This window comes from Pseudomonas monteilii NBRC 103158 = DSM 14164, from assembly GCF_000730605.1.
Taxonomy (GTDB): domain Bacteria; phylum Pseudomonadota; class Gammaproteobacteria; order Pseudomonadales; family Pseudomonadaceae; genus Aquipseudomonas; species Aquipseudomonas monteilii.
In genome coordinates, this window is record NZ_BBIS01000004.1 from 21,434 (window position 1) to 45,355 (window position 23,922).

Sequence of the window (23,922 nt, forward strand, 5' to 3'; positions counted from 1 at the left end):
CAACCCCGCCGTCTGCGTTCCAGCCTGAGGAGCAAGCATGAAATACCGCCTGGGCGACCTGCGGGTCGAGAGCCACCCCACCAGTTGGGCCGCACCCAACGCCACACTGATTGGCAACGTGCGCCTGCAGGCCGATGCCAGCGTATGGTTTGGCGCGGTACTGCGCGGGGATAACGAGCTGATCGACATTGGCGAGGGCAGCAACGTGCAGGATGGCACGGTGATGCACACCGACATGGGCTCGCCGCTGACCTTGGGCAAGGGCGTGACCGTTGGCCACAACGCCATGCTGCATGGCTGCACGGTGGGCGACTACAGCCTGGTCGGTATCAATGCGGTGATTCTCAACGGCGCGCGCATCGGCAAGCACTGCATCATCGGCGCCAATGCATTGATCGCCGAGGGCAAGGAAATCCCTGATGGGTCGCTGGTAATGGGCTCGCCGGGCAAGGTGGTACGTGAATTGACCGAGCAGCAGAAGCGCATGCTCGAAGCCAGCGCCGCGCACTATGTGCATAATGCCCGGCGTTATGCGCAGGAACTGGTGGTTGATGATGAGTGATGTTGCAGAGCGGCCGGTAGCCTCGCCGTGCGTGAGCATTTGTGCGCTGGACGAGCAGGATATCTGCACCGGGTGTCAGCGTACCGTGGCGGAGATTGGCCGCTGGGGGCGGATGGACAATGACGAGCGGCGGGCGGTGTTGAAGCTCTGCCATGAACGGGCAGTAGCCGCCGGCCTCATCCTGTAGGTTGACGCATAACCTGTGGGCATGCCCGCTCCCACAGGTTATGTGGTGCGGTGCCTGCGGGTTTACCCGCGAAGAAGCCAGCGGTAATCTGTAGGGCTTGCCCACAGACGACTCGCCATGTTCTATCTGATTGCCTACATCAGCAGCGTAGTGCTGATCAACTACGCCTTCTCTAGCGCCCCGCACCTGGACATCATCTGGTCCGCCTGGGGCGGCCTGGTGTTCATCCTGCGTGACATGGTGCAGACCCGCTTCGGCCACGGCGCCTTGGTGGCCATGCTGGTGGCCCTGGTGCTGTCCTACGTCACCTCGGAGCCGGCCATCGCCTTGGCCAGCGCCACCGCGTTCTTCATTTCCGAGCTGATCGACTGGCTGGTGTTCAGCATCACCCGCCGGCCGCTGCGCGACCGCCTGTGGCTGAGCTCGGCCCTGAGCATTCCGGTGGATACCTTCATCTTCTTCGGCATGATCGGCGCCCTGACGCCGGTGATAGTCGGCACCGCCATGGCCTCGAAGTTTGCCGGTGTCACCGCCGTGTGGCTGGCCATAGCATTTCGCGCCCGACGGGCCGCCGTTGCGGGCTGATGGTGTAGAATAACGGTCCTTTTTCAGCGGGCCGTACCAAGCCTGGTGCGGCCCCGGATGCCTTCGAGGACCTGAAATGACCCGTATCGGAACCCCCTTGTCGCCCACCGCGACCCGTGTACTGCTGTGCGGCTGTGGCGAGCTGGGCAAGGAAGTGGTGATCGAACTGCAGCGCCTGGGCGTCGAGGTGATCGCCGTCGACCGCTACGCCAATGCCCCGGCCATGCAGGTGGCGCACCGCAGCCACGTGGTCAACATGCTCGATGGCGTGGCCCTGCGTGCTGTGATCGAAGCCGAAAAACCGCACTACATCGTTCCGGAAATCGAAGCCATCGCCACCGCCACCCTGGTCGAGCTGGAGAACGAAGGCTTCAACGTGGTGCCGACTGCCCGTGCCACCCAGCTCACCATGAACCGCGAAGGCATTCGTCGCCTCGCCGCCGAAGAGCTGGAGCTGCCAACGTCGCCCTACCACTTCGCCGACACCTATGAAGACTTCACCAAGGGCGTGGCCGATGTCGGCTACCCGTGCGTGGTCAAGCCAGTAATGAGTTCGTCGGGCAAGGGCCAGAGCCTGCTGCGCAGCGATGCCGACTTGCAGAAGGCGTGGGATTACGCCCAGGAAGGCGGCCGCGCTGGCAAGGGCCGGGTGATCGTCGAGGGCTTTATCGACTTCGAATACGAAATCACCCTGCTGACCGTGCGCCATGTGGGGGGTACCACCTTCCTGGAGCCGGTTGGTCATCGCCAGGAGAAGGGCGATTATCAGGAATCGTGGCAGCCGCAGGCCATGAGCCCGAAAGCGCTGGCCGAATCGCAACGCGTGGCCAAGGCGGTCACCGATGCCCTGGGCGGTCGTGGTCTGTTTGGCGTTGAGCTGTTCGTGAAGGGCGACCAGGTGTGGTTCAGCGAAGTCTCGCCACGCCCGCATGACACGGGTCTGGTCACCCTGATTTCCCAGGACCTGTCGCAGTTTGCGTTGCATGCCCGCGCCATTCTCGGCTTGCCGATTCCGGTGGTGCGCCAGTTTGGTCCGTCGGCCTCGGCGGTGATCCTGCCGGAAGGGCAGTCGCAGCAGACCAGCTTCGCCAACCTGGGCGCAGCGCTGAGCGAGCCGGATACCGCCATTCGCTTGTTCGGCAAGCCGGAAATCAACGGCACCCGCCGCATGGGCGTGTGCCTGGCGCGTGATGAGTCGGTAGAGCAGGCGCGGGCCAAGGCGACCCGTGCGTCGCAAGCGGTCAAGGTTGAGTTCTGATCCGATTGGGGCCGCAACGCGGCCCCATTTGTTTACAGTTCGGTATTGCGGGTCTCTTTCAGGCACAACACGGCAATCAGGCTGATCACCGCCGCCGCCGACACATACCCTCCCACCCAGCTCAACCCACCCATGCTCACCAGCTTCTGGGCAAAGAACGGTGCCGCCGAGGCCCCGACAATCCCGCCCAGGTTATACGCCGCCGAAGCGCCGGTATACCGCACGTGGGTCGGGAACAGTTCAGGCAGCAGTGCCCCCATTGGCGCAAAGGTCACGCCCATCAGGAACAGTTCGATGGCCAGGAACAGCGCTACGCCCGTGGTCGAACCCGAGGTCAGCAGCGGCTCCATGGTAAAGCCCGACGCTACCGCCAGCAGGCCACCGACGATCAGCACCGGTTTACGCCCGTAACGGTCACTGAGCCAGGCCGACAGCGGCGTGGCCAAGGCCATGAACACCACCGCGAAGCACAGCAGGCCAAGGAACGTCTCGCGGCTGTAGCCCAGTGTGGTCACGCCATAGCTCAGCGAGAACACTGTAGAGATGTAGAACAGCGCGTAGCACACCACCATGGCCGCAGCGCCCAGCAGGGTTGGCACCCAGTACTTGGAGAACAGGTCGACCACCGGCATTTTCACCCGCTCGTGACGGGCAACAGCCTTGGCGAAGACCGGGCTTTCTTCAAGCTTCAGGCGCACATAGAGCCCCACCAGCACCAGCGCGGCGCTGAGCAGGAACGGAATACGCCAGCCCCACTCACGGAACTGCTCGTCGCTGAGCAGCAGGGCCAGGGTCAGGAACAGGCCGTTGGCAGCCAAAAAGCCGATCGACGGCCCAAGTTGCGGGAACATGCCGAACCAGGCGCGCTTGCCTTCCGGGGCGTTCTCGGTGGCCAGCAGCGCTGCGCCACCCCATTCGCCGCCCAGGCCCAGGCCTTGGCCAAAGCGCAGCAGGCAGAGGATGATCGGTGCCCACACGCCAATGCTGTCATAGCCTGGCAGCACGCCAATGGCGGTGGTGGACACACCCATCAGCAGCAGCGAGGCGACCAAGGTTGATTTACGGCCGATGCGGTCGCCGAAATGGCCGAACAGCGCCGAGCCCAATGGGCGGGCAAGGAAGGCAATACCAAAGGTGAGGAACGCCGCCAGCATCTGCGCAGTGCCCGACCCCGACGGGAAGAATACCGGGCCGATCACCAGGGCAGCGGCGGTGGCGTAAACGTAAAAGTCGTAGAACTCGATGGCGGTGCCGATAAAGCTGGCTGTGGCCACCCGTGCCGGCGAGTTGACCGGCGCGGCAGGCGCTTCGGCATAGGTGCTGCTGGTTGTCATTAAGTAGGTCCCTAACAGTCTGGTCCGGCTCCATGGGCTTTGCCCGCGACGGTGTGCAATGCAAAAGGGCAGGCACAGATGCGCGGACGCCGGAGCGTTTTGTTGTTGTGTGCGCCCGACTGACGATAGCCCAAGGGGGATAGGGGCGGGGCGGGCTCTGTTCGGGGTGTTGAAGCAGGGCCGCAGGGCGTGTCAGTGGAGCGGACTGGCCGTGTAGCGCCGGGTGCGGGTAGCAGGCGGGACGGCGGGGCTGGGTAAGCGTGAACCGAGTATAGCTATCGGGTCACGGTCCACACCAGTACCTTGCTGGCACAATTGTCCTCTGTTTCGAGGATTTCCAGGCGATAGCGGCCGATCTTCAGGCAAACGGCGCTTTCCGGGATGCTCTCCAGCGCCTCGGTCACCAGCCCGTTGAGGGTTTTCGGCCCGCCGTCGCAAGGCAGGTGCCAGCCCAGGGTGCGGTTGATTTCGCGTAGCGAAGCGGTGCCATCGATGACGAACGTGCCATCGGGCTGCGGGTGTACATGGGGGTTGTCCAGGCTTTGCTCGTCCTCGAACTCGCCGACGATCTCTTCGAGGATGTCTTCCAGGGTGACAATGCCCAGCACCTCGCCGTACTCGTCCACCACCACGCCCAGCCGGCGCTGTTGCTTGTGAAAGTTCAGCAGCTGCATTTGCAGCGGCGTGCTTTCCGGCACGAAATAGGGTTCGTAGCAGGCGCTGTGCAGCGCCTCCAGGGTCAGCTCGGCCTTGGGCAGCAGGTGGCTGATCAGCTTGGTGTTTAGGATCGCTTCAACCTGGTTGATGTCATTGTGGTAAACCGGCAGGCGGGTATGGCGGCTGACGATCAGCTGCTCGATGATGCGCTCGATCGGCTCGTCGAGGTTGATGCCGTCCACTTCATTGCGCGGTACCAGGATGTCGTTGACGGTGATCTTGTCCAGCGATTGCAGGCCGTCGAGCAGCCCGTGGCGGGGTGTTTCGTGTTCTTCGTCTTCGTCGAAGTCATCGACTTCCTGCGGGTGCAGGGCCACTGCGGTTGGTTGCACGCGGAACGGGCGCAGCAGCAGTTTGGCGAAGCCGTCCAGCAGGCAGGCCAGCGGCTGCAGCAGGGCGAGGGGCGCTTTCAGCAGGCTGGCACCAAGGCTGATGAACGCCTGCGGGTTGCGCCGGGCCAGGCGCCGTGGCAGGTACTCGGCAAATACCAGCAAGGTGAAGGTAGCGGCCAACCCCGCCAGCCAGAAGCCGTGCTCGCCGCTATGACGCTGACCCAGCAGGCAGGCCAGGCCTAGTACCAGCAGCTTGCCAAGGCTGGCACACAGCACCAGGGCCTGGGCCGGCAGGGCGGGCGTGCCGTCTTCGTGGCTGCGCAACGAGCCATTGAGCTGCAGGCGGGCGGCATCCACGGCAGTGAACAGTGCTGACCACAACAGGGCCAGTGCGAGGGTGCCGAATAGCGGTGCGTACGGCAGGGTGTCCATGGGCGGCCGTCAGATATGCAGGATGAATTCGCGAACCAGCTTGCTGCCGAAGTAGGCCAGCATTAGCAGGCAGAAACCGGCCAGCGTCCAGCGGATAGCCTTGTGGCCGCGCCAGCCGAGGCGGGTGCGACCCCACAGCAGTACGCTGAACACCACCCAGGCGACACAGGCCAGCAAGGTCTTGTGCACCAGGTGCTGGGCGAACAGGTTGTCGAGGAACAGCCAGCCAGAGATCAGCGACAGCGACAACAGGCACCAGCCGGCCCAGAGGAAGCCGAACAGCAGGCTTTCCATGGTTTGCAGGGGCGGGAAGTTGCGGATCAGCCCGGACGGGTGCTTGTTCTTCAGCTGGTGGTCCTGCAGCAGCAACAGCAGTGACTGGAATACTGCAATGGTGAACAACCCGTAGGCCAGGATCGACAGGAGGATGTGCGCGAGAATGCCGGGTTCTTCGTTGATCAGCGGCACCGTGCCGGGTGGCGCGAACTGCGCCAGCAGCGCGGTTATCGCACCCAGCGGGAACAGTAGCACCAACAGGTTTTCCACCGGTATGCGCAGGCAGGCCAGCAGGGTCAGGGCAATGACGGCTACGGCGATCAGGCTGGCGGCACTGAAGAAGTCCAGGCTCAGGCCCAGCGGGGTGATCAGCTGGAAGAACAGTGCACCGGCCTGGGCCAGCACCGCGAAGGCACCCAGCAGGCCAAGCAGGCGCTTGTCGGCCTTGCGGCCCTGGGCGAGGTGTGTGCCCTGGTAGATGGCCGCTGCTATATAGAGGCCGGCGGCGATCAGGTTGGGGATGAGGCTGGGTGAGGAGACCATAAGTCCTGGTTGGCGAGCCTTAAAGAGACGGAGTGTGGCATAGATTCCGCTGCTCTAGGAAGACTGGTAGGCCGTGTGGGAGCGGGCTTGCCCGCGAACAGGCCCTGGCAGCCACCGAATATCTCCCAGGCCTCCACCAAGGTGTGCGCCGCCGCCGCACTTCGCTATAATCGCCGCCTTGCTGTGCCCGGCGGGTGTGTATTTCCCCCAGGGCGCCTGACAAACCTCGGCTTTTACTGGGCCTGAAAGGATCACCATGTTCGAAAACCTGACCGACCGCCTGTCACAGACGCTGCGCCATGTCACCGGCAAGGCCAAGCTGACCGAAGACAACATCAAGGACACGCTGCGCGAAGTGCGCATGGCCCTGCTCGAGGCCGACGTTGCCCTGCCGGTGGTCAAGGATTTCGTCAACAGCGTCAAGGAACGTGCGGTCGGCACCGAAGTGTCGCGCAGCCTCACCCCGGGCCAGGCGTTCGTGAAAATCGTCCAGGCCGAGCTGGAAAGCCTGATGGGCGCGGCCAACGAAGACCTCGCGCTGAACGCCGCCCCGCCAGCCGTCGTGCTGATGGCCGGCCTGCAGGGCGCCGGTAAGACCACCACTGCCGGCAAGCTGGCGCGCTTCCTTAAAGAGCGCAAGAAAAAGAGCGTGATGGTGGTTTCTGCCGACGTTTACCGCCCGGCGGCGATCAAGCAGCTGGAAACCCTGGCCAACGACATCGGTGTCACCTTCTTCCCGTCCGACATCAGCCAGAAGCCGGTGGCCATTGCCGAAGCGGCCATCCGCGAAGCCAAGCTGAAGTTCATCGACGTGGTCATCGTCGACACCGCCGGCCGTCTGCACATCGACGCCGACATGATGGACGAGATCAAGGCGCTGCACGCTGCGGTCAAGCCGATCGAGACCCTGTTCGTGGTCGATGCCATGACCGGCCAGGACGCCGCCAACACCGCCAAGGCGTTTGGCGAGGCGCTGCCACTGACCGGCGTGGTGCTGACCAAGGTCGACGGTGATGCCCGTGGCGGTGCTGCGCTGTCGGTGCGTGCCATTACCGGCAAGCCGATCAAGTTCATCGGTATGGGCGAGAAGACCGAGGCCCTCGAGCCGTTCCACCCCGACCGTGTTGCTTCGCGCATCCTCGGCATGGGCGACGTTCTCAGCCTGATCGAGCAGGCCGAGCAGACCATCGACAAGGCCAAGGCCGACAAGCTGGCCAAGAAGCTGAAGAAAGGCAAAGGCTTCGACCTCGAAGACTTCCGTGACCAGCTGCAACAAATGAAGAACATGGGCGGCCTGGGCGGCCTGATGGACAAGCTGCCGAGCATCGGTGGGGTCAACCTGTCGCAGATGGGCAACGCACAAGGCGCGGCCGAGAAGCAGTTCAAGCAGATGGAAGCGATCATCAACTCCATGACCCCGGCCGAGCGCCGCGACCCTGACCTGATCAGCGGTTCGCGCAAGCGCCGTATCGCCCTCGGTTCCGGTACCCAGGTGCAGGACATCGGCCGGCTGATCAAGCAGCACAAGCAGATGCAGAAGATGATGAAGAAATTCTCTGCCAAAGGCGGCATGGCCAAGATGATGCGCGGCCTGGGCGGCATGCTGCCTGGCGGCGGTATGCCGAAGCTGTAAACCTCTATTCCGGGCGCTTGCCTTTTGTCGGGCAGGCGCCCAGAACCCCCGCCTTGGCGGGGCAACGGCCGCGGATTTCGCGGCGCAACCGGCAAATCTGGACGGTGGGGCAGGGCCTTGCCGAAAAAGTCATTTGCAAATGTCCGTGTATTCCCCGAGAATATGCGGCCTTTTGGGCACCCGTGTGCCTATTTGGCATTCAGATTTGCAGTACAAACTGCAACACCGACTATAGGAACGATGTTCACATGGTAACCATTCGTCTGGCCCGTGGCGGCTCGAAAAAGCGCCCATTCTACCACCTGACCGTGACCAACTCGCGTAACGCCCGTGACGGCCGTTTCGTTGAGCGCGTTGGCTTCTTCAACCCGATCGCATCGGGCGCCGAAGTCAAGCTGTCGGTCAACCAAGAGCGCGTCACCTACTGGCTGAGCCAGGGCGCACAGCCGTCTGAGCGCGTTGCTCAGCTGCTGAAGGACGCTGCCAAGGCCGCTGCCTGAACAGTATGAACGCGACGCCAGAAAAGGCTGATGACCTCATCGTCGTCGGCAAGATTTTTTCGGTTCACGGCGTTCGCGGCGAGGTGAAGGTGTATTCCTTTACCGATCCGATTGAAAACCTGTTGGATTATCCACGCTGGACGCTTCGGCACGAAGGCAAGGTAAAGCAGGTCGAGCTGGTCAGCGGTCGTGGCTCCCAAAAGGGCCTGGTCGTGAAGCTTAAAGGCCTCGAGGATCGTGATGAAGCCCGTCTTCTGAGCGGTTATGAAATCTGCATTTCGCGGAGCCTTTTGCCCAACCTGGCTGCCGACGAGTACTACTGGTACCAGTTGGAAGGCCTGAAGGTCATCAACCAGGACGAACAACTGTTCGGCAAGGTCGATCACCTGTTGGAGACCGGTGCGAACGATGTAATGGTGGTCAAGCCCTGCGCAGGCAGCCTGGATGATCGCGAGCGTCTGTTGCCCTATACGGCGCAATGCGTGCTCAACATCGACCTGGAAGCAGGCGTGATGCGGGTTGAATGGGACGCGGACTTCTAAACGATGGGTAACCTTCGCGTAGACGTCATCACGTTGTTCCCCGAGATGTTCTCGGCCATCACGGAGTACGGCATTACCAGCCGCGCGGTGAAACAGGGGTTGCTTCAGGTGACTTGCTGGAACCCGCGGGACTACACCACAGATCGTCACCACACGGTAGATGATCGGCCGTTTGGCGGTGGTCCGGGCATGGTGATGAAAATCAAGCCTCTGGAAGACGCCCTGGTTAGCGCCAGGCAAGCGACCGGAGCAGCGGCGAAGGTGATCTACCTTTCGCCTCAAGGCCGCAAGCTGACTCAGCAGGCGGTCAAAGGCCTGGCCGAACAGGAATCGTTGATCCTGATCGCCGGTCGTTATGAAGGCATCGACGAGCGCTTTATCGAGGCTCATGTCGATGAGGAGTGGTCGATTGGCGACTATGTGCTTTCCGGTGGCGAGCTGCCGGCCATGGTACTGATCGATGCGGTTACACGGCTGCTGCCCGGAGCTTTAGGGCATGTGGACTCGGCGGAAGAAGATTCCTTCACCGACGGTCTGCTGGATTGCCCGCACTACACCCGACCTGAGGTGTATGCGGATCAGCGTGTTCCCGACGTGTTGCTAAGTGGCAACCATGCACATATCCGGCGTTGGAGGATGAAGCAGTCCCTTGGTAGGACCTTCGAACGACGCGCCGATCTTCTGGAAAGTCGCTCGCTTTCTGGAGAAGAGAAGAAGCTGCTCGAGGAATACCTCCGCGAGCGGGACGATAGTTAAACGTATCGATGGTGGATCGCGTATCCATCTTAGGAGCACAGCATGACCAACAAGATCATCCAGCAGCTCGAAGCCGAGCAGATGAGCAAGGAAATCCCGACCTTCGCACCAGGCGACACCGTTGTCGTTCAGGTTAAAGTGAAGGAAGGTGAGCGTTCCCGTCTGCAGGCGTTCGAAGGCGTTGTTATCGCCAAGCGTAACCGCGGTCTGAACAGCGCCTTCACCGTGCGCAAGATCTCCAGCGGCGTTGGCGTAGAGCGTACCTTCCAGACCTACAGCCCGCAAATCGACAGCCTGGCCGTGAAACGTCGTGGTGACGTGCGTAAAGCCAAGCTGTACTACCTGCGCGACCTGTCCGGCAAAGCCGCTCGCATCAAGGAAAAACTGTCCTGAGGACAGTTTGCCCGGTGGCCGAGGCCGCCTAGCGAGAAAAAAGCAGCCTTCGGGCTGCTTTTTTGCGTTTTGAACCTTTGAAAGATGTGAATGCCATGACTACCCGAGACCAGGAAATCCAGCGCCGTACCGAGCTGTCGGTGACTCGCGTGACCAAGGCGGTGTTCCCAAACACCACCAACCACCACAACACCCTGTTCGGCGGCACCGCCCTGGCCTGGATGGACGAAGTGTCGTTCATCGCCGCCACGCGCTTCTGCCGCCTGCCGCTGGTGACCGTGTCCACCGATCGCATCGACTTCAAGCACCCGATTCCGGCGGGCTCGATCGTCGAACTGGTAGGCACGGTAATCAAGGTCGGCAATACCAGCTTGCAGGTGCAGGTGGACGTGTTTGTCGAGAACATGTACCTGGACGGCCGCGAACGGGCCATTCACGGTGTGTTCAGCTTTGTCGCCATTGACGAGGACAAGCGCCCGGTGCCGGTGCTCCCGGGCGCCTGAGTGTCAGGGCTCCGGGGCTGGCTCGATCAACGCCACCAGGGTCCATCCCGGTTGCGGCTGTAGCGGGTTGTCGGGGCTGGCTACATGTACCCAGCCATGCCCGTCGCGGGCGAACAGCAAGTGCGCACGCTTGCCATGCAGTGCCTGGTAGGCATCCCAGCCAAAGCCTTCGGTCAGGTTGGTGCTGTACAGTTCGGCGCCCTGATGCAGCCGGTTGGCCAGTTGCAGATAGGTCATTGGGCTGGCTCCCAGTAGATGCCCCCGATGCTCTTCGGCAGCTCGGTGCTTGTCGCTGCGTTGCTTCTCCAGGCCGCTGGCCAGCACGAACAGCCGGCCGTTACCGAAGTCATGGCGGAACCTTGCGCAGGCCAGGGCGTTGATTTCGCCAGCGGGAGACAGCCCCAGCAAGTGCCCGAGGCCGACCAGGTCCAGGTGTGCGTCGGCATGTTGCGAGGCGGGGTTGCCAAAGTAGGTCGGTAGCCCGTCCATGCGCGCGGCGCGAATGTTTTCCCAGCTGGAGTCTGTCAGCAAAACCCGACAGCCCAATTGCTGCAGGGCTTTGGCGATGGCCCGGGCCGGCTCGTTGGCACCGACCACCAGAAAACCACTGGGCGCCGGTTCGGCGACCTTGAGCAGGCGTGCCAGCGGCCTGGCCGTGGCGCTTTGCAGTACCACCGTGCCGATGATCACGGCGAAGGTCAGCGGCACCAGCAGCAAGGCGTCCGGGTGTCCGGCCTGATGCAGGCGGATGGCGAAAATCGCTGAAACGGCGGCGGCAACGATGCCGCGTGGCGCAATCCAGGCCAGCAGTGCCCGTTCCCGCCAACTGAGCGGTGAGCCCAGTGTGGCCAGCCACACGTTCAGTGGGCGTGCCAGCAGCTGGATCACCAGCAACAACGCCAGTACCGCCGGGCCGAGGCCCAGCAGGGCATGCAGGTCAAGGCGCGCAGCCAGCAGGATGAACAGGCCGGAAATCAGCAGTACGCTGAGGTTCTCCTTGAAGTGCAGGATCTGCCGCACATCCACCCCGCGCATGTTGGCCAGCCACATGCCCATCACGGTCACTGCCAATAGCCCGGACTCATGCACGATCTGGTTGGCGGCGATGAAAATACCCAGCACCGCCGCCAGTGATGCGAGGTTGTGCAGGTATTCCGGCAGCCATTGTTCGCGCATGATCTGCCCCAGCAGCCAACCCCCGGCCGCACCCAGGGCGCTACCGCAGAAAATGACCCCCGCGAAGGTAGTGAGGCTCTGGAACAGGCCATTGCCGTCTGCACTGGCGATGATGAAGCTGTACACCACCACGGCCAGCAGCGCACCGATCGGGTCGATCATGATCCCTTCCCAGCGCAGGATGTTGGCGATGGTCGACTTTGGCCGCACCACGCGCAGCATCGGCACGATCACAGTGGGGCCTGTCACAAGGGTCAAGGTGCCGAACAGAATCGCCAACGGCCAGTCGAACCCCAGCAGCCAGTGGGTCGCCAGGGCGATGACCAGCCAGGTGACCAGTGCGCCCACGGTGACCAGGCGATGCACCACGCTGCCGATTTCGCGCCACTGCGACAGGTGCAGGGTGAGGCTACCTTCGAACAGGATCAGCGCCACTGCCAGCGACACCAGCGGCATCAGTAGCGGGCCGAACAACGCCTCGGGGTCGAGCCAGCCCAGTGCCGGGCCGGCAATGATCCCGGTCAGCAGCAGAAACAGAATCGCCGGTAGCTTCAGGCGCCAGGCCAGCCACTGGCAGGCCAGTGCAGCGGCGCCGATGCCGCCGACGCTAAGTAGTATCTGCTCTTCGCTCATGTGGGCTCCCTATGCCTGCGCTGTTATGAAAGACTAAGCATCAATCCGCCGTTTGCCACCGAGTTTTCATGTCCGCCCTCGACCATCCCCTGATCGACCAGTTTCTTGATGCCCTGTGGCTCGAAAAAGGCCTGTCCGACAACACCCGCGTGTCCTACCGCAGCGACCTGGCCCTGTTCAACGGCTGGCTACAGGAACATTCGGTTTCCCTGCCGGATGCCGGCCGTGACCTGATCCTCGACCACTTGGCCTGGCGCCTCGACCAAGGCTACAAGCCACGCTCCACGGCGCGCTTCCTTTCCGGCCTGCGCGGCTTCTTCCGCTACCTGCTGCGGGAAAAACTGGTGGCCATCGACCCGACCCTGCAGGTCGAAATGCCGCAGCTGGGCAAGCCGCTGCCCAAGTCGCTCTCCGAAGCCGACGTCGAGGCCTTGCTGCAAGCCCCGGACCTGGGCGAAGCCATCGGTCAGCGCGACCGCGCCATGCTCGAAGTGCTGTATGCCTGCGGCCTGCGCGTCACCGAACTGGTCAGCCTGACCCTCGATCAGGTCAATCTGCGCCAAGGTGTACTGCGTGTGATGGGCAAGGGCAGCAAGGAGCGCCTGGTGCCGATGGGGGAAGAGGCGGTCGTGTGGCTGGAGCGCTATCAACGTGACGGTCGCGCCGAACTGCTCAATGGCCGCCCCAGCGACGTGCTGTTCCCCAGCCTGCGTGGCGAGCAGATGACCCGGCAGACCTTCTGGCACCGCATCAAGCACCATGCCCGGGTTGCCGGCATCGACAAGCCGCTGTCGCCGCATACCCTGCGCCACGCCTTCGCCACCCACCTGCTCAACCATGGCGCCGACCTGCGCGTGGTGCAGATGCTGCTTGGCCACAGCGACCTGTCCACCACGCAGATCTACACCCACGTCGCCAAGGCCCGTCTGCAGCAGTTGCACGCCCAGCACCACCCGCGTGGATGAATGTTTTTCATGTTCCGCCGACTGGTCCTTGCAAGGCCCTTCACTGGCGGTGTGATGTGGTAGGCTTGGGCGGTTTGCACCAAGGGCCGCACGGCCACCGCGTATTTTCCGCAGGTGGCGCCCTCCGGCCCCTGTCCGCCTTCAGGAGTTCCCATGCGCGTGACCCAGTTTTTCGCCGCCGCCGCGTTGGCGCTGGCCAGTACGTTTGCCGTAGCTGCGGCAACCGATAACAATGCCGGTGCCGAGCAGGCCATCCGTAAATCGTTGCAAAACCTTGAGCTGGAAGTGCCCGTGGAAAGCGTGGCCAGCAGCCCGCTCAACGGCCTCTATGAAGTGAAGCTGCAGGGCGGCCGCGTGCTGTACGCCAGCGCCGACGGCCAGTTCGTGATGCAGGGCTACCTGTTCCAGATCCAGGACGGCAAGCCGGTGAACCTCACCGAAAAAACCGAGCGCCAAGGCATCGCCAAGCTCATCAACGGCATTCCAGCCGCCGAGATGGTGGTTTATCCTGCCAAGGGTGAGACCAAGTCGCACATTACCGTATTCACCGACACCACCTGCCCGTACTGCCACAAGCTGCACGCCGAAGTGCCCGAGCTGAACCGCCGCGGTATCGAAGTGCGCTACGTCGCCTTCCCGCGTCAGGGCCTCGGCTCGCCGGGTGACCAGCAGTTGCAGGCGGTGTGGTGCTCCAGCGACCGCCGTGGGGCGATGGACAAGATGGTCGAAGGCGAAGAAATCAAGGCTGCCAAGTGCACCAACCCGGTCAGCAAGCAGTTCCAGCTGGGCCAGTCGATCGGCGTCAACGGCACGCCGGCCATCGTGCTTGAAAGCGGCCAGGTCATTCCGGGCTACCAGCCGGCACCGCAGGTCGCCAAGCTGGCACTGGCCAAGTAATCCAATTCAGTACGCCGTCGTCATGGGGTGACGGCATGTTTCACGGTCGGCAAACGTGCCGGCCGTTCAATGGGGAGTTCACAGTGAAACCGGTCAAAGTAGGCATCTGTGGGTTGGGGACCGTCGGTGGCGGAACCTTCAATGTACTTCAGCGCAACGCCGAGGAGATTGCCCGCCGTGCCGGGCGCGGTATTGAAGTGGCACAGATCGCCATGCGCTCGCAGAACCCGAACTGCCAGATTACCGGTACCCCCATTACCGCTGACGTGTTCGAAGTTGCGAGCAACCCGGAGATCGACATTGTCATCGAGCTGATCGGTGGCTACACCATCGCCCGCGACCTGGTACTCAAGGCCATTGAAAACGGCAAGCACGTGGTCACCGCCAACAAGGCGCTGATTGCCGTGCACGGCAACGAAATCTTCGCCAAGGCCCGCGAGAAGGGCGTCATCGTCGCCTTCGAGGCGGCCGTGGCTGGCGGCATCCCGGTGATCAAGGCCATCCGCGAGGGCCTGTCGGCCAACCGCATCAACTGGCTGGCCGGTATCATCAACGGCACCGGCAACTTCATCCTCACCGAAATGCGCGAGAAGGGCCGTGCCTTCCCGGACGTGCTGGCCGAAGCCCAGGCGCTGGGTTACGCCGAAGCCGACCCGACCTTCGACGTCGAGGGCATCGACGCTGCGCACAAACTGACCATCCTGGCGTCCATCGCCTTCGGCATCCCGCTGCAGTTCGACAAGGCCTACACCGAAGGCATCACCCAGCTGACCACTGCTGACGTGAACTATGCCGAGGCCCTGGGCTACCGCATCAAGCACCTGGGTGTGGCGCGTCGTACTGCCGAAGGCATCGAGCTGCGCGTACACCCCACGCTGATCCCGGCTGACCGCCTGATCGCCAACGTCAACGGCGTGATGAACGCCGTGATGGTCAACGGTGACGCCGCCGGTTCCACCCTGTACTACGGCGCGGGCGCCGGCATGGAGCCTACCGCTTCGTCGGTGGTCGGTGACCTGGTGGATGTGGTGCGTGCCATGACCTCCGACCCGGAAAACCGCGTGCCGCACCTGGCCTTCCAGCCAGACGCGCTGTCGGCCCACCCGATCCTGCCGATCGAAGCCTGTGAGAGCGCCTACTACCTGCGCATCCAGGCCAAGGATCACCCGGGCGTACTGGCCCAGGTGGCCAGCATCCTGTCGGAGCGTGGCATCAACATCGAGTCGATCATGCAGAAGGAAGCCGAGGAGCAGGACGGCCTGGTACCGATGATCCTGTTGACCCACGGCGTGGTCGAGCAGCGTATCAACGATGCCATCGTCGCACTGGAAGCCCTGCAGGACGTGGTCGGCAAGGTCGTGCGCATCCGCGTCGAACAGCTCAATTAATTTTGTTCTCGGGCCGCCGGCGCGGCCCGGGCCTTAGCATCGAAGGTTTGCACCCATGCGCTATATCAGTACCCGCGGCCAGGCACCGGCCCTGAATTTCGAAGACGTGTTGCTGGCTGGCCTGGCCAGTGACGGCGGCCTGTACGTACCCGAGAACCTGCCACGCTTCACCCAGGAAGAAATCGCCTCGTGGGCCGGCCTGCCGTATCACGAACTGGCCTTCCGTGTGATGCGTCCGTTCGTCGAAGGCAGCATCGCCGACGCCGATTTCAAGAAAATCCTTGAAGAAACCTACGGCGAGTTCGCCCACGCCGCAGTCGCCCCGCTGCGTCAGCTGAACAGCAACGAGTGGGTGCTGGAGCTGTTCCACGGCCCGACCCTGGCGTTCAAGGACTTCGCCCTACAACTGCTCGGCCGCCTGCTCGACCACGTACTGGCCAAGCGCAACGAGCGCGTGGTGATCATCGGCGCCACCAGCGGTGACACCGGTTCCGCCGCCATCGAAGGCTGCCGTCGTTGCGACAACGTCGACATCTTCATCCTGCACCCGCACCAGCGCGTGTCGGAAGTGCAGCGCCGCCAGATGACCACCATCTTCGGCGACAACATCCACAACATCGCCATCGAAGGCAACTTCGACGACTGCCAGGAAATGGTCAAGGCCAGCTTCGCTGACCAGTCGTTCCTCAAGGGCACCCGCCTGGTAGCGGTCAACTCGATCAACTGGGCGCGCATCATGGCCCAGATCGTCTACTACTTCCATGCAGCCCTGCAGTTGGGTGGCCCGGCGCGTTCGGTCGCGTTCTCGGTACCTACCGGCAACTTTGGCGACATCTTCGCCGGTTACCTGGCCCGCAACATGGGCCTGCCGGTCAGCCAGCTGATCGTCGCCACCAACCGCAACGACATCCTGCACCGCTTCATGAGCGGCAACCAGTATGTGAAGGAAACCCTGCACGCGACCCTGTCGCCGTCGATGGACATCATGGTTTCGTCCAACTTCGAACGCCTGCTGTTCGACCTGCACGGCCGCAACGGTGGCGCCATCGCCGAACTGATGGCCAACTTCAAGCAGGGCGGTGGTTTCAGCGTCGAGCAAGACCGCTGGACCGAAGCGCGCAAGCTGTTCGACTCGCTGGCCGTCAGCGACGAGCAAACCTGCGAGACCATTGCCGACGTGTTCGCCGCCACGGGTGAAGTGCTCGACCCGCATACCGCAATCGGCGTCAAAGCCGCTCGCGAGTGCCGTCGCAGCCTGGACACGCCAATGGTGGTGCTGGGTACCGCACACCCGGTCAAGTTCCCGGACGCGGTGGAGAAGGCAGGTGTTGGCAAGGCGCTGGAGCTGCCAGCACACCTCAGCGACCTGTTCAGCCGTGAAGAGCGTTGCACGGTACTGGCCAATGACCTGAAGGCCGTTCAGGCGTTTGTCGGCCAGCACGGTAATCGCGGCAAACCGCTGTAATCGTGTTTCTTTCTGGGGCTGCAGCGCGGCCCCAGAAGCTCGGAACTTTCCGTCGATCGCTTCAGAAATCCCCTATTCAGGCACGCTAAGGCATAGCCTAGATTGGCCGGTCCTCTCACCAGGAGCGGCTCATGCACCACACCTACGTGTTGATTCACCAGGCTCGCCCGTCCCACCAGATCCTTTTGCATCAGGCCCTCAATGCCCAGGGCGTTTTCGACGTGCGCATCAGCGCAAACACCACTCACCTCAACGCCTGCCTCGGCGCTGAGCGTCGCCCTGATTTATTGATCCTTGACCACGCCATGCCAACCCAGGCTGGCCTCGCCTTGCTCGCCCAGCAGCACCGGGCGCGTGCGCTGTTGTTCGTTGGTCAGCCCATCCCCAGGCGCCATAACCTTGCCCAGGCAGCCAGAAGCCGAGGGCTGTGGGTGCTCGCCGAGCTGCCCTGGCCGCTGTCGATGCCGCGCCTGCAGCATGCCCTGCAAACACTGCAGGCCCGCCCGAGGCAGCGTATTCAAACTGTCATCTCAGCCCCGCATGCTCACTGAAGCGGGCGCGGTTTGACGAACTTTCTGCAGCGCCTGCTGGTCAGTTCCTTTAGATCCCACCACGCAGCGAGTGATCCGGATGGAAAGAATCTGCAGCCTGCTCAACGACGCCCTGACCCCCTATCAGACCCACCTCGGCATCACCGATGCCAATGGCAATCGTCAGCTGACCGTTCATGACCGCCTCGCCGGCATCATCCTGCGACGCACGGTCAGCGAGCGCCAGTTGCAGGAGCAACGCCTGTTGATCGATCTGGTGGATGGCCTGCACCGTGACCTGCAGATTGCCGAAGGGCGCTTACAGCCCTGTGTGATCGCGGCATTGCAGCAGCGTCAACAACCGCAGGGAACCTTTGCCTGAGTGGTTTATCAGATATTGTAGGGGCAGCCAGCCAGTGCTTTGCTCCGGCGCTGGCAAGGCTGTCACGGGAAGTCCCCAAGGACTTTCGCTTGGCCCCGGGCGTCTTCCCCAGCGTCCGGGGTTTCTTTTTTCAGGTGATCAAGGGGCTTCGAAGAAGCGCTTGCTGTCTTCCAGGTAGTCTTCCTGCAACGACGGGTCCAGCCAGTGCGCATACAAGCCAGGCAGCACGTCACGGCGCAAAGCAGGCAATAGCTGGTTGATATGCGCTACCACTTTGCGGCCCGACGGATTGTCAGAGCAGGCGACATGGAGAAACTGATAGCGCTCCACCCCCTGGACAGGATGAAACTGATAGTCGGCCAGTGAGCCGCCTTGCTGCTGAAGCAAGTAACGAACTTCATGCCAGTAGCCGAGCACCAAGCGTAGGCGCCCCAGTTTTTGCATTTGCAGCAGGTTAGCTGTGGCGTCGTTGCCATAGTGCCGGCTAAGCGCAGTATCAGGTAGCTGCTGCAGAATGGCGTCGATCTGCGTGCCATAGCTACGTTCGGCAACAATGCCCAGTTTCACCGGCGCATTGCTCAGCAGGCCATGCAGGTCCACTTCCTGGTTGTCGAGGTAGGGCGCTACCAGTGCCTGGTTTTCCTTGCGCAGCACCAGGCCACCACTGAGCACACCCAGCGTTGGCATGGAAAAAAGCGCATATTTGGCCCGTTCCGGGGTCCACAGCAGGGTCGGGTCGCAGGTGAATGTGTTTCGGTCTTGCAGCATCTGGATGCCGCGCGCACGGTTGACCCGCACGATGGTGTGGTCGTACTCCGGCATCTGCCTGGTCAGCAGCGGCAATAGCTGGTCGATCACCCCTTGGCCTTTTTCCGGGCCTTCGAAAATGGTGAAGGGTGGCAGGTCGCGCACCAGCCAGAAGATGCGCTCCTTGGCGCTGGAAGGTTGCATGAGCAATGCGGGCAGTAGCCCGCATAGCAGGATCAGGTGGCGTAGCCAGTAGGCAGCGCGCATCGGCAAGGGCAGCGGCAGGCGTCAGACCGCGCCGGCCTGGCGCAGTCCGGCAATGGCCGCTGCGTCATAGCCCAGGCGGGTGAGCAGTGCCTCGGTGTGTTCGCCCAGCGCCGGGCCGACCCACTCGGTGGAGCCAGGTGTATCCGACAGCTTGGGCACGATGCCCGGCATGCGGAACGGCTTGCCATCCGGCAACTTGGCCTGCAGGAACATCTCTCGCGCCAGGTATTGCGGGTCGTTGAACATGTCCTCGGCCGAGTAGATGCGGCTGGCAGGTACCTCTGCCGTGGTCAGCACCTGCATCAGTTGGTCCAGCGGCAGGCTGTTGGCCCAGCGGTCAATCACCCCGTAGAGCTCGTCACGGCGCAGGTCGCGCCCATCATTGGTGGCCAGGGTAGGGTCATCCGCCAGGTCGGTGCGGCCAATCGCCAGCATGAAACGTTTGAAGATGGCATCGCCGTTGGCGCCAATCTGCACATGCTTGCCGTCGGCGCTGGTATGGATGGAGGAGGGTGTGATGCCCGGCATGATGTTGCCGGTGCGCTCGCGGATAAACCCGAACACATCGAATTCCGGCACCATGCTTTCCATCATGGCGAAGATCGCTTCATACAGCGCCACGTCCACAACCTGGCCCAGGCCGCCATTGACCTCACGGTGGCGCAGCGCCATTAACGCGCCAATCACCCCCCACAGGGCAGCAATCGAGTCACCGATGGAAATGCCCGTGCGCACCGGCGGGCGGTCGTCGAAGCCGGTAATGTAGCGCAGGCCACCCATCGACTCGCCCACCGCGCCGAAGCCGGGCTGGTCTTTCATCGGCCCGGTCTGGCCAAAGCCCGACAGGCGTACCATGACCAGGCGCGGATTAAGGGCATGCAGCATATCCCAGCCCAGGCCGAGCTTTTCGAGCACGCCCGGGCGGAAGTTTTCGATCAGAATGTCGGCTTCGGCCAGCAGCTTTTTCAGCACCTCGCGGCCTTCGGGGTGCTTGAGGTTAAGCGTGAGCGACTGCTTGTTGCGCGCCTGCACGAACCACCACAGCGAAGTGCCCTCATACAGCTTTCGCCACTTGCGCAGCGGGTCGCCCCCATCCGGAGACTCAACCTTGATCACTTCGGCACCGAATTCGGCGCAGATGCGCGAGGCGAACGGCCCGGCAATCAGCGTGCCGAGTTCCACAACTTTAAGGCCGGCGAGGGGTTTGCTGGGCGTCGACATGGGGCATCCGTGGCAGCTGGGCAGAGCCGTGGTTTTATCACACGTCGGTTTCGCCGGGTACTGCTGCGGCGCATGGACGGTGCGGATGGGTTAGACTGTGCCACTTTTCTTTTGCACGAAGCCCCACGACCATGGCCCAGCCGTCCACCACCTACAAGTTCGAATTGAATCTCACCGACCTTGATCGCAACGTCTACGAAAGCGTCAAGCAGACCATCGCTCGTCACCCGTCGGAAACCGAAGAGCGCATGGCAGTTCGTTTGTTGGCGTACGCGCTTTGGTACAACGAGAACTTGTCGTTTGGCCGTGGCCTGTCGGATGTCGATGAGCCGGCGCTTTGGGAAAAGAGCCTGGACGACCGCGTACTGCACTGGATCGAAGTCGGCCAACCCGATGCCGACCGCCTGACCTGGTGCTCGCGCCGTACCGAGCGCACCAGCCTGCTGGCCTACGGCAGCCTGCGCGTGTGGGAAGGTAAAGTGGTGAGCGCGGTCAAGAACCTGAAGAACCTGAGCATTGCCGCCGTGCCACAGGAAGTGCTGGAAACCCTGGCCACCGACATGCCGCGCAGCATCAAGTGGGACGTGATGATCAGCGAAGGCACGGTGTTCGTGACTGACGACCGTGGCCAGCATGAAGTGCAACTGCAGTGGCTGCTCGGTGAGCGTGGCTGAAGCAACCCATGCGTATCGAACCTCGCCCCCTGCCCCCGACCCTGCCATTCCTCGGTAACCTGCCTCCCTTGCTGACCCGCCTGTACGCCGCGCGTGGCGTGCAAAGCGAGGCCGAGCTGGACAAAAGCCTGGCGCGTCTGCTGCCGTATCAGCAGCTCAAGGGCATCGAGGCCGGTGTTGACCTGCTGGTCGAGGCCCTCGACCAGCGCCAGCGTATCCTGATTGTGGGTGACTTCGATGCCGATGGTGCCACCGCCAGCACTGTCGGGGTGCTGGGCTTGCGCCTGCTGGGCGCGGCCCATGTCGATTACCTGGTGCCCAACCGGTTCGAGTACGGCTACGGCCTGACCCCGGAAATCGTCGAGGTGGCGCTGCAGCGTCAGCCGCAATTGCTGATTACCGTGGACAACGGCATTTCCAGCGTCGAGGGTGTGGCCGCTGCCAAGGCTGCCGGGCTCAAGGTACTGGTAACCGACCACCACCTGCCGGGTCAGCAACTGCCTGACGCCGATGCCATCATCAACCCCAACCAGCCGGGCTGTACGTTCCCGAGCAAGGCGCTGGCCGGGGTCGGGGTGATCTTCTATGTGCTGATGGCCCTGCGCGCCCGCTTGCGCAGCCTGGGGCGCTACGAGACGCAACCGCAGCCGAACATCGGCGAACTGCTCGACCTGGTCGCGCTGGGCAGCGTCGCCGATGTGGTACCGCTGGATGCCAACAACCGCATCCTGGTGCATCAGGGCCTCGAGCGTATTCGTGCTGGCCGTGCCCGGCCAGGGCTGAAAGCCATTCTGGAAGTGGCCCGCCGTGACCACCGGCGCATCACCTCGACCGACCTGGGTTTCATCCTTGGCCCTCGGTTGAACGCTGCCGGTCGCCTGGACGACATGAGCCTGGGCATCGAGTGCCTGCTGTGCGAAGACGCGGCCCTGGCTCAGGACATGGCTCAGCAGCTGGACGACCTGAACCAGGACCGCAAGTCCATCGAGCAGGGCATGCAGCGCGAAGCCCTGGCCCAGCTCAAGGACCTGCCGGTCGAGTCCATGCCTTATGGCCTGTGCTTGTTCGATGCAGATTGGCACCAAGGCGTGATCGGTATTCTGGCTTCGCGCCTGAAAGAACGTTATCACCGGCCGACTATCGCGTTTGCCGATGCCGGCGAGGGCATGCTCAAAGGTTCGGCGCGCTCGGTGCCGGGGTTCCACATCCGCGACGCGCTGGATGCCGTAGCGGCCCGCCACCCCGAGCTGATCAGCAAGTTCGGTGGCCACGCCATGGCTGCGGGGCTGTCGTTGCCCGAGGGTAATTTCCCCGCATTTGCCGAAGCATTCGACGAAGAAGTGCGGCGCCAGTTGCGTGAGGAAGACCTCACCGGCCGGTTGCTGTCCGATGGCAGCCTGGCCGTGGAAGAGTTCCACCTCGACCTGGCCAAGGCCCTGCGCCATGCCGGGCCTTGGGGGCAGCACTTCCCCGAGCCGCTGTTCCATGGCGTGTTCCAGCTGGTGGAGCAGCGTGTGGTGGGCGAACGGCACCTGAAGGTGGTGCTCAAGAGCGAGTGCGGTTCGGTGCGGCTGGACGGTATTGCCTTCGGCATCGACCGCGAAGTGTGGCCGAACCCGACCGTGCGCTGGGTCGAGCTGGCCTACAAGCTGGATGTGAACGAGTTTCGTGGCAACGAAAGTGTGCAGTTGATGATTGCCCACATGGAGCCGCGCTGAGCGCACCGACAAATCCGAGGGAACCTACCCCCCACCCATTCTGGTCTAGTCTGAAGTTATGACCGGACCTGGGCCAGGGATGCGCAATTGAGTGTCCGGGCCGGATCACCATTGGAGTCCTTGGGAGGTGCCCTCATGAGCCTGCTGCTCGAGCCTTACACCCTGCGTCAGCTGACCCTGCCCAACCGCATCGCTGTGTCACCGATGTGCCAGTATTCCGCCGTCGATGGCCTGGCCAACGACTGGCACCTTGTTCATTTGGGCAGCCGCGCCGTAGGTGGTGCGGGCCTGGTTATCACTGAAGCCGTTGCGGTAACCGCCGATGGCCGCATCACCGCTGAAGACCTTGGCCTGTGGGACGACGCACAGATCGCCCCGCTGCAACGTATTACCCGCTTCATTACCGCACAGGGTGCCGTGCCTGGTATCCAGCTGGCCCACGCCGGGCGCAAGGCCAGTACCTATCGTCCATGGCTGGGCAAGCAGGGCAGCGTTAAGCTCGAAGACGGTGGCTGGCAGCCAGTAGGGCCATCGAAGATCGCGTTCGACCCACAACACACGCCGCCACATGAATTGAACCACGAAGAGATCCAGAGTGTGATCGCTGCCTTCGTCGCCTCGACCGAGCGCGCCTTGAAGGCCGGTTTCAAGGTGGTCGAAATCCACGCCGCCCATGGCTACCTGTTGCATCAGTTCCTGTCCCCGTTGAGTAACCAGCGCCGCGACGAGTACGGCAGCTGCTTCGAGAACCGCATCCGCCTGACCCTGCAGGTGGTCGAGGCCGTGCGCAAGATCTGGCCGGCCGAATTGCCGCTGTTGGTGCGGGTATCGGCAACCGATTGGGTCGAAGACGGCTGGAACCCCGATGAAACCGTCGAACTGGCCCGCCGACTGCGCGGGTTGGGGGTTGACCTGATCGACGTATCTTCCGGCGGCACCTCGGTAAACGCCGAGATCCCCACCGGCCCCGGCTACCAGACCCGCTTCGCCGAACGCGTGCGCAAGGAATCGGAAATCGCCACCGGCACTGTGGGCATGATCACCGAACCGGCCCAGGCCGAGCACATTTTGCGCACCGGCCAGGCCGACATTATCTTCCTCGCCCGCGAACTGCTGCGCGACCCGTACTGGCCGCTGCATGCCGATGATGATCTGGGCGGTAACAAAGCTACCTGGCCCGCGCAGTACCAACGTGCGACCAGCCGGGCCAACCCGATTCACGAGTCGGACTTGCGCGACTGACTCAAGCTTTGCGCGGTCCCTGTAGGAGCGGCCTTGTGTCGCGAAAGGGCTGCGAAGCGGCCCC

Annotated in this window: 25 protein-coding genes; 19 read left to right on the forward strand and 6 right to left on the reverse strand. The window is 62.9% G+C overall.

Annotated elements, in window-relative coordinates; all coding sequences use genetic code 11:
* Positions 1-37 precede the first annotated feature (37 nt).
* The 4 genes from PM2_RS01680 to purT all read left to right on the forward strand — a co-directional run bounded on the left by PM2_RS01680 (position 38) and on the right by purT (position 2,592).
* Positions 38-562 (forward strand): gamma carbonic anhydrase family protein, encoded by a 525-nt coding sequence (locus PM2_RS01680; protein ID WP_016713007.1) that lies wholly within the window; start codon positions 38-40, stop codon positions 560-562.
* Positions 552-749: a DUF1289 domain-containing protein gene (locus PM2_RS01685; RefSeq protein ID WP_016713006.1), complete on the forward strand. Its 198-nt coding sequence runs from the start codon at positions 552-554 to the stop codon at positions 747-749. The genes PM2_RS01680 and PM2_RS01685 overlap by 11 nt, the downstream gene beginning before the upstream one ends.
* A gap of 117 nt (positions 750-866) precedes the next feature.
* Positions 867-1,334, forward strand: coding sequence for a 7-cyano-7-deazaguanine/7-aminomethyl-7-deazaguanine transporter (locus PM2_RS01690; RefSeq protein ID WP_028698973.1), 468 nt, complete (start codon positions 867-869; stop codon positions 1,332-1,334).
* A gap of 76 nt (positions 1,335-1,410) precedes the next feature.
* A complete protein-coding gene (gene purT, locus PM2_RS01695) occupies positions 1,411-2,592 on the forward strand; it encodes a formate-dependent phosphoribosylglycinamide formyltransferase (protein ID WP_016713004.1) in 1,182 nt (393 codons plus the stop codon).
* A 32-nt stretch (positions 2,593-2,624) separates the two neighbouring features.
* Here the strand turns inward: purT and PM2_RS01700 are convergent, their stop codons facing one another.
* From PM2_RS01700 to PM2_RS01710, 3 genes are all read right to left on the reverse strand, one after another.
* The gene (locus tag PM2_RS01700) at positions 2,625-3,926 is read right to left on the reverse strand and encodes an MFS transporter (RefSeq protein ID WP_016713003.1); all 1,302 of its coding nucleotides are present in this window, start codon (positions 3,924-3,926) and stop codon (positions 2,625-2,627) included.
* Positions 3,927-4,201: 275 nt separating this feature from the next.
* Positions 4,202-5,407: a transporter associated domain-containing protein gene (locus PM2_RS01705; protein WP_016713002.1), complete on the reverse strand. Its 1,206-nt coding sequence runs from the start codon at positions 5,405-5,407 to the stop codon at positions 4,202-4,204.
* 9 nt (positions 5,408-5,416) lie between these two features.
* Positions 5,417-6,226 (reverse strand): cytochrome C assembly family protein, encoded by an 810-nt coding sequence (locus PM2_RS01710; protein ID WP_016713001.1) that lies wholly within the window; start codon positions 6,224-6,226, stop codon positions 5,417-5,419.
* 256 nt (positions 6,227-6,482) lie between these two features.
* Between PM2_RS01710 and ffh the strand changes: the two genes are divergently transcribed.
* The 6 genes from ffh (at position 6,483) to PM2_RS01740 (ending at position 10,553) form a co-directional block, all read left to right on the forward strand.
* Positions 6,483-7,859 (forward strand): signal recognition particle protein, encoded by a 1,377-nt coding sequence (ffh, locus tag PM2_RS01715; RefSeq protein ID WP_012270758.1) that lies wholly within the window; start codon positions 6,483-6,485, stop codon positions 7,857-7,859.
* 248 nt (positions 7,860-8,107) lie between these two features.
* A complete protein-coding gene (gene rpsP, locus PM2_RS01720; RefSeq protein WP_008094480.1) occupies positions 8,108-8,359 on the forward strand; it encodes a 30S ribosomal protein S16 in 252 nt (83 codons plus the stop codon).
* Positions 8,360-8,364: 5 nt separating this feature from the next.
* Positions 8,365-8,901, forward strand: coding sequence for a ribosome maturation factor RimM (gene rimM / locus PM2_RS01725; protein ID WP_016712999.1), 537 nt, complete (start codon positions 8,365-8,367; stop codon positions 8,899-8,901).
* A gap of 3 nt (positions 8,902-8,904) precedes the next feature.
* Positions 8,905-9,657, forward strand: a complete 753-nt coding sequence (gene trmD, locus PM2_RS01730) for a tRNA (guanosine(37)-N1)-methyltransferase TrmD (protein ID WP_003252146.1) — start codon at positions 8,905-8,907, stop codon at positions 9,655-9,657.
* 42 nt (positions 9,658-9,699) lie between these two features.
* On the forward strand, positions 9,700-10,050 hold the full coding sequence (rplS, locus tag PM2_RS01735; RefSeq protein WP_003252148.1) for a 50S ribosomal protein L19: 351 nt from the start codon (positions 9,700-9,702) through the stop codon (positions 10,048-10,050).
* A 95-nt stretch (positions 10,051-10,145) separates the two neighbouring features.
* Entirely contained in the window at positions 10,146-10,553 is a 408-nt protein-coding gene (locus PM2_RS01740; protein ID WP_010952562.1) for an acyl-CoA thioesterase, read from the forward strand.
* Between the two features lie 3 nt (positions 10,554-10,556).
* On the opposite strand, the gene PM2_RS01745 is transcribed toward PM2_RS01740, so the two are convergent.
* The gene (locus PM2_RS01745; RefSeq protein WP_016712998.1) at positions 10,557-12,362 is read right to left on the reverse strand and encodes a cation:proton antiporter; all 1,806 of its coding nucleotides are present in this window, start codon (positions 12,360-12,362) and stop codon (positions 10,557-10,559) included.
* A 68-nt stretch (positions 12,363-12,430) separates the two neighbouring features.
* Between PM2_RS01745 and xerD the strand changes: the two genes are divergently transcribed.
* The 6 genes from xerD (at position 12,431) to PM2_RS01775 (ending at position 17,989) form a co-directional block, all read left to right on the forward strand.
* Positions 12,431-13,327 (forward strand): site-specific tyrosine recombinase XerD, encoded by an 897-nt coding sequence (gene xerD / locus PM2_RS01750; RefSeq protein WP_016712997.1) that lies wholly within the window; start codon positions 12,431-12,433, stop codon positions 13,325-13,327.
* Positions 13,328-13,480: 153 nt separating this feature from the next.
* Positions 13,481-14,224, forward strand: a complete 744-nt coding sequence (locus PM2_RS01755) for a thioredoxin fold domain-containing protein (RefSeq protein ID WP_016712996.1) — start codon at positions 13,481-13,483, stop codon at positions 14,222-14,224.
* Between the two features lie 83 nt (positions 14,225-14,307).
* A complete protein-coding gene (locus PM2_RS01760) occupies positions 14,308-15,612 on the forward strand; it encodes a homoserine dehydrogenase (protein ID WP_016712995.1) in 1,305 nt (434 codons plus the stop codon).
* 55 nt (positions 15,613-15,667) lie between these two features.
* Complete coding sequence (gene thrC / locus PM2_RS01765; RefSeq protein ID WP_028698974.1) at positions 15,668-17,077, forward strand: threonine synthase; 1,410 nt, start codon at positions 15,668-15,670, stop codon at positions 17,075-17,077.
* Between the two features lie 131 nt (positions 17,078-17,208).
* A complete protein-coding gene (locus tag PM2_RS01770; protein WP_016712993.1) occupies positions 17,209-17,628 on the forward strand; it encodes a response regulator in 420 nt (139 codons plus the stop codon).
* A gap of 79 nt (positions 17,629-17,707) precedes the next feature.
* Entirely contained in the window at positions 17,708-17,989 is a 282-nt protein-coding gene (locus tag PM2_RS01775; protein WP_016712992.1) for a DUF3509 domain-containing protein, read from the forward strand.
* Between the two features lie 138 nt (positions 17,990-18,127).
* Here the strand turns inward: PM2_RS01775 and PM2_RS01780 are convergent, their stop codons facing one another.
* Positions 18,128-19,003: a TIGR02285 family protein gene (locus PM2_RS01780; protein ID WP_028698975.1), complete on the reverse strand. Its 876-nt coding sequence runs from the start codon at positions 19,001-19,003 to the stop codon at positions 18,128-18,130.
* Positions 19,004-19,024: 21 nt separating this feature from the next.
* Positions 19,025-20,224, reverse strand: coding sequence for a CaiB/BaiF CoA transferase family protein (locus PM2_RS01785; protein ID WP_016712990.1), 1,200 nt, complete (start codon positions 20,222-20,224; stop codon positions 19,025-19,027).
* A 131-nt stretch (positions 20,225-20,355) separates the two neighbouring features.
* On the opposite strand from PM2_RS01785, the gene PM2_RS01790 reads away from it, so the two are divergent.
* From PM2_RS01790 to PM2_RS01800, 3 genes are all read left to right on the forward strand, one after another.
* Complete coding sequence (locus PM2_RS01790; protein ID WP_003252169.1) at positions 20,356-20,898, forward strand: YaeQ family protein; 543 nt, start codon at positions 20,356-20,358, stop codon at positions 20,896-20,898.
* 8 nt (positions 20,899-20,906) lie between these two features.
* A complete protein-coding gene (gene recJ, locus PM2_RS01795; protein WP_016712989.1) occupies positions 20,907-22,616 on the forward strand; it encodes a single-stranded-DNA-specific exonuclease RecJ in 1,710 nt (569 codons plus the stop codon).
* Between the two features lie 135 nt (positions 22,617-22,751).
* Positions 22,752-23,858 (forward strand): NADH:flavin oxidoreductase/NADH oxidase, encoded by a 1,107-nt coding sequence (locus PM2_RS01800; protein ID WP_016712988.1) that lies wholly within the window; start codon positions 22,752-22,754, stop codon positions 23,856-23,858.
* Positions 23,859-23,922 lie beyond the last annotated feature (64 nt).

What these genes read in the sequence shown, in the direction of transcription:
- PM2_RS01685 (WP_016713006.1), top strand. Translation starts at nt 552, where the DNA reads ATGATGAGTGATGTTGCAGAGCGGCCGGTAGCCTCGCCGTGCGTGAGC.
- PM2_RS01780 (WP_028698975.1), bottom strand. Translation starts at nt 19,003, where the DNA reads ATGCGCGCTGCCTACTGGCTACGCCACCTGATCCTGCTATGCGGGCTA.
- ffh (WP_012270758.1), top strand. Translation starts at nt 6,483, where the DNA reads ATGTTCGAAAACCTGACCGACCGCCTGTCACAGACGCTGCGCCATGTC.
- PM2_RS01800 (WP_016712988.1), top strand. Translation starts at nt 22,752, where the DNA reads ATGAGCCTGCTGCTCGAGCCTTACACCCTGCGTCAGCTGACCCTGCCC.
- PM2_RS01785 (WP_016712990.1), bottom strand. Translation starts at nt 20,224, where the DNA reads ATGTCGACGCCCAGCAAACCCCTCGCCGGCCTTAAAGTTGTGGAACTC.
- recJ (WP_016712989.1), top strand. Translation starts at nt 20,907, where the DNA reads ATGCGTATCGAACCTCGCCCCCTGCCCCCGACCCTGCCATTCCTCGGT.
- PM2_RS01680 (WP_016713007.1), top strand. Translation starts at nt 38, where the DNA reads ATGAAATACCGCCTGGGCGACCTGCGGGTCGAGAGCCACCCCACCAGT.
- PM2_RS01755 (WP_016712996.1), top strand. Translation starts at nt 13,481, where the DNA reads ATGCGCGTGACCCAGTTTTTCGCCGCCGCCGCGTTGGCGCTGGCCAGT.
- rimM (WP_016712999.1), top strand. Translation starts at nt 8,365, where the DNA reads ATGAACGCGACGCCAGAAAAGGCTGATGACCTCATCGTCGTCGGCAAG.
- rplS (WP_003252148.1), top strand. Translation starts at nt 9,700, where the DNA reads ATGACCAACAAGATCATCCAGCAGCTCGAAGCCGAGCAGATGAGCAAG.
- PM2_RS01710 (WP_016713001.1), bottom strand. Translation starts at nt 6,226, where the DNA reads ATGGTCTCCTCACCCAGCCTCATCCCCAACCTGATCGCCGCCGGCCTC.
- PM2_RS01690 (WP_028698973.1), top strand. Translation starts at nt 867, where the DNA reads ATGTTCTATCTGATTGCCTACATCAGCAGCGTAGTGCTGATCAACTAC.
- PM2_RS01705 (WP_016713002.1), bottom strand. Translation starts at nt 5,407, where the DNA reads ATGGACACCCTGCCGTACGCACCGCTATTCGGCACCCTCGCACTGGCC.
- PM2_RS01775 (WP_016712992.1), top strand. Translation starts at nt 17,708, where the DNA reads ATGGAAAGAATCTGCAGCCTGCTCAACGACGCCCTGACCCCCTATCAG.
- PM2_RS01790 (WP_003252169.1), top strand. Translation starts at nt 20,356, where the DNA reads ATGGCCCAGCCGTCCACCACCTACAAGTTCGAATTGAATCTCACCGAC.
- PM2_RS01740 (WP_010952562.1), top strand. Translation starts at nt 10,146, where the DNA reads ATGACTACCCGAGACCAGGAAATCCAGCGCCGTACCGAGCTGTCGGTG.
- xerD (WP_016712997.1), top strand. Translation starts at nt 12,431, where the DNA reads ATGTCCGCCCTCGACCATCCCCTGATCGACCAGTTTCTTGATGCCCTG.
- PM2_RS01700 (WP_016713003.1), bottom strand. Translation starts at nt 3,926, where the DNA reads ATGACAACCAGCAGCACCTATGCCGAAGCGCCTGCCGCGCCGGTCAAC.
- purT (WP_016713004.1), top strand. Translation starts at nt 1,411, where the DNA reads ATGACCCGTATCGGAACCCCCTTGTCGCCCACCGCGACCCGTGTACTG.
- trmD (WP_003252146.1), top strand. Translation starts at nt 8,905, where the DNA reads ATGGGTAACCTTCGCGTAGACGTCATCACGTTGTTCCCCGAGATGTTC.
- PM2_RS01770 (WP_016712993.1), top strand. Translation starts at nt 17,209, where the DNA reads ATGCACCACACCTACGTGTTGATTCACCAGGCTCGCCCGTCCCACCAG.
- PM2_RS01745 (WP_016712998.1), bottom strand. Translation starts at nt 12,362, where the DNA reads ATGAGCGAAGAGCAGATACTACTTAGCGTCGGCGGCATCGGCGCCGCT.
- rpsP (WP_008094480.1), top strand. Translation starts at nt 8,108, where the DNA reads ATGGTAACCATTCGTCTGGCCCGTGGCGGCTCGAAAAAGCGCCCATTC.
- thrC (WP_028698974.1), top strand. Translation starts at nt 15,668, where the DNA reads ATGCGCTATATCAGTACCCGCGGCCAGGCACCGGCCCTGAATTTCGAA.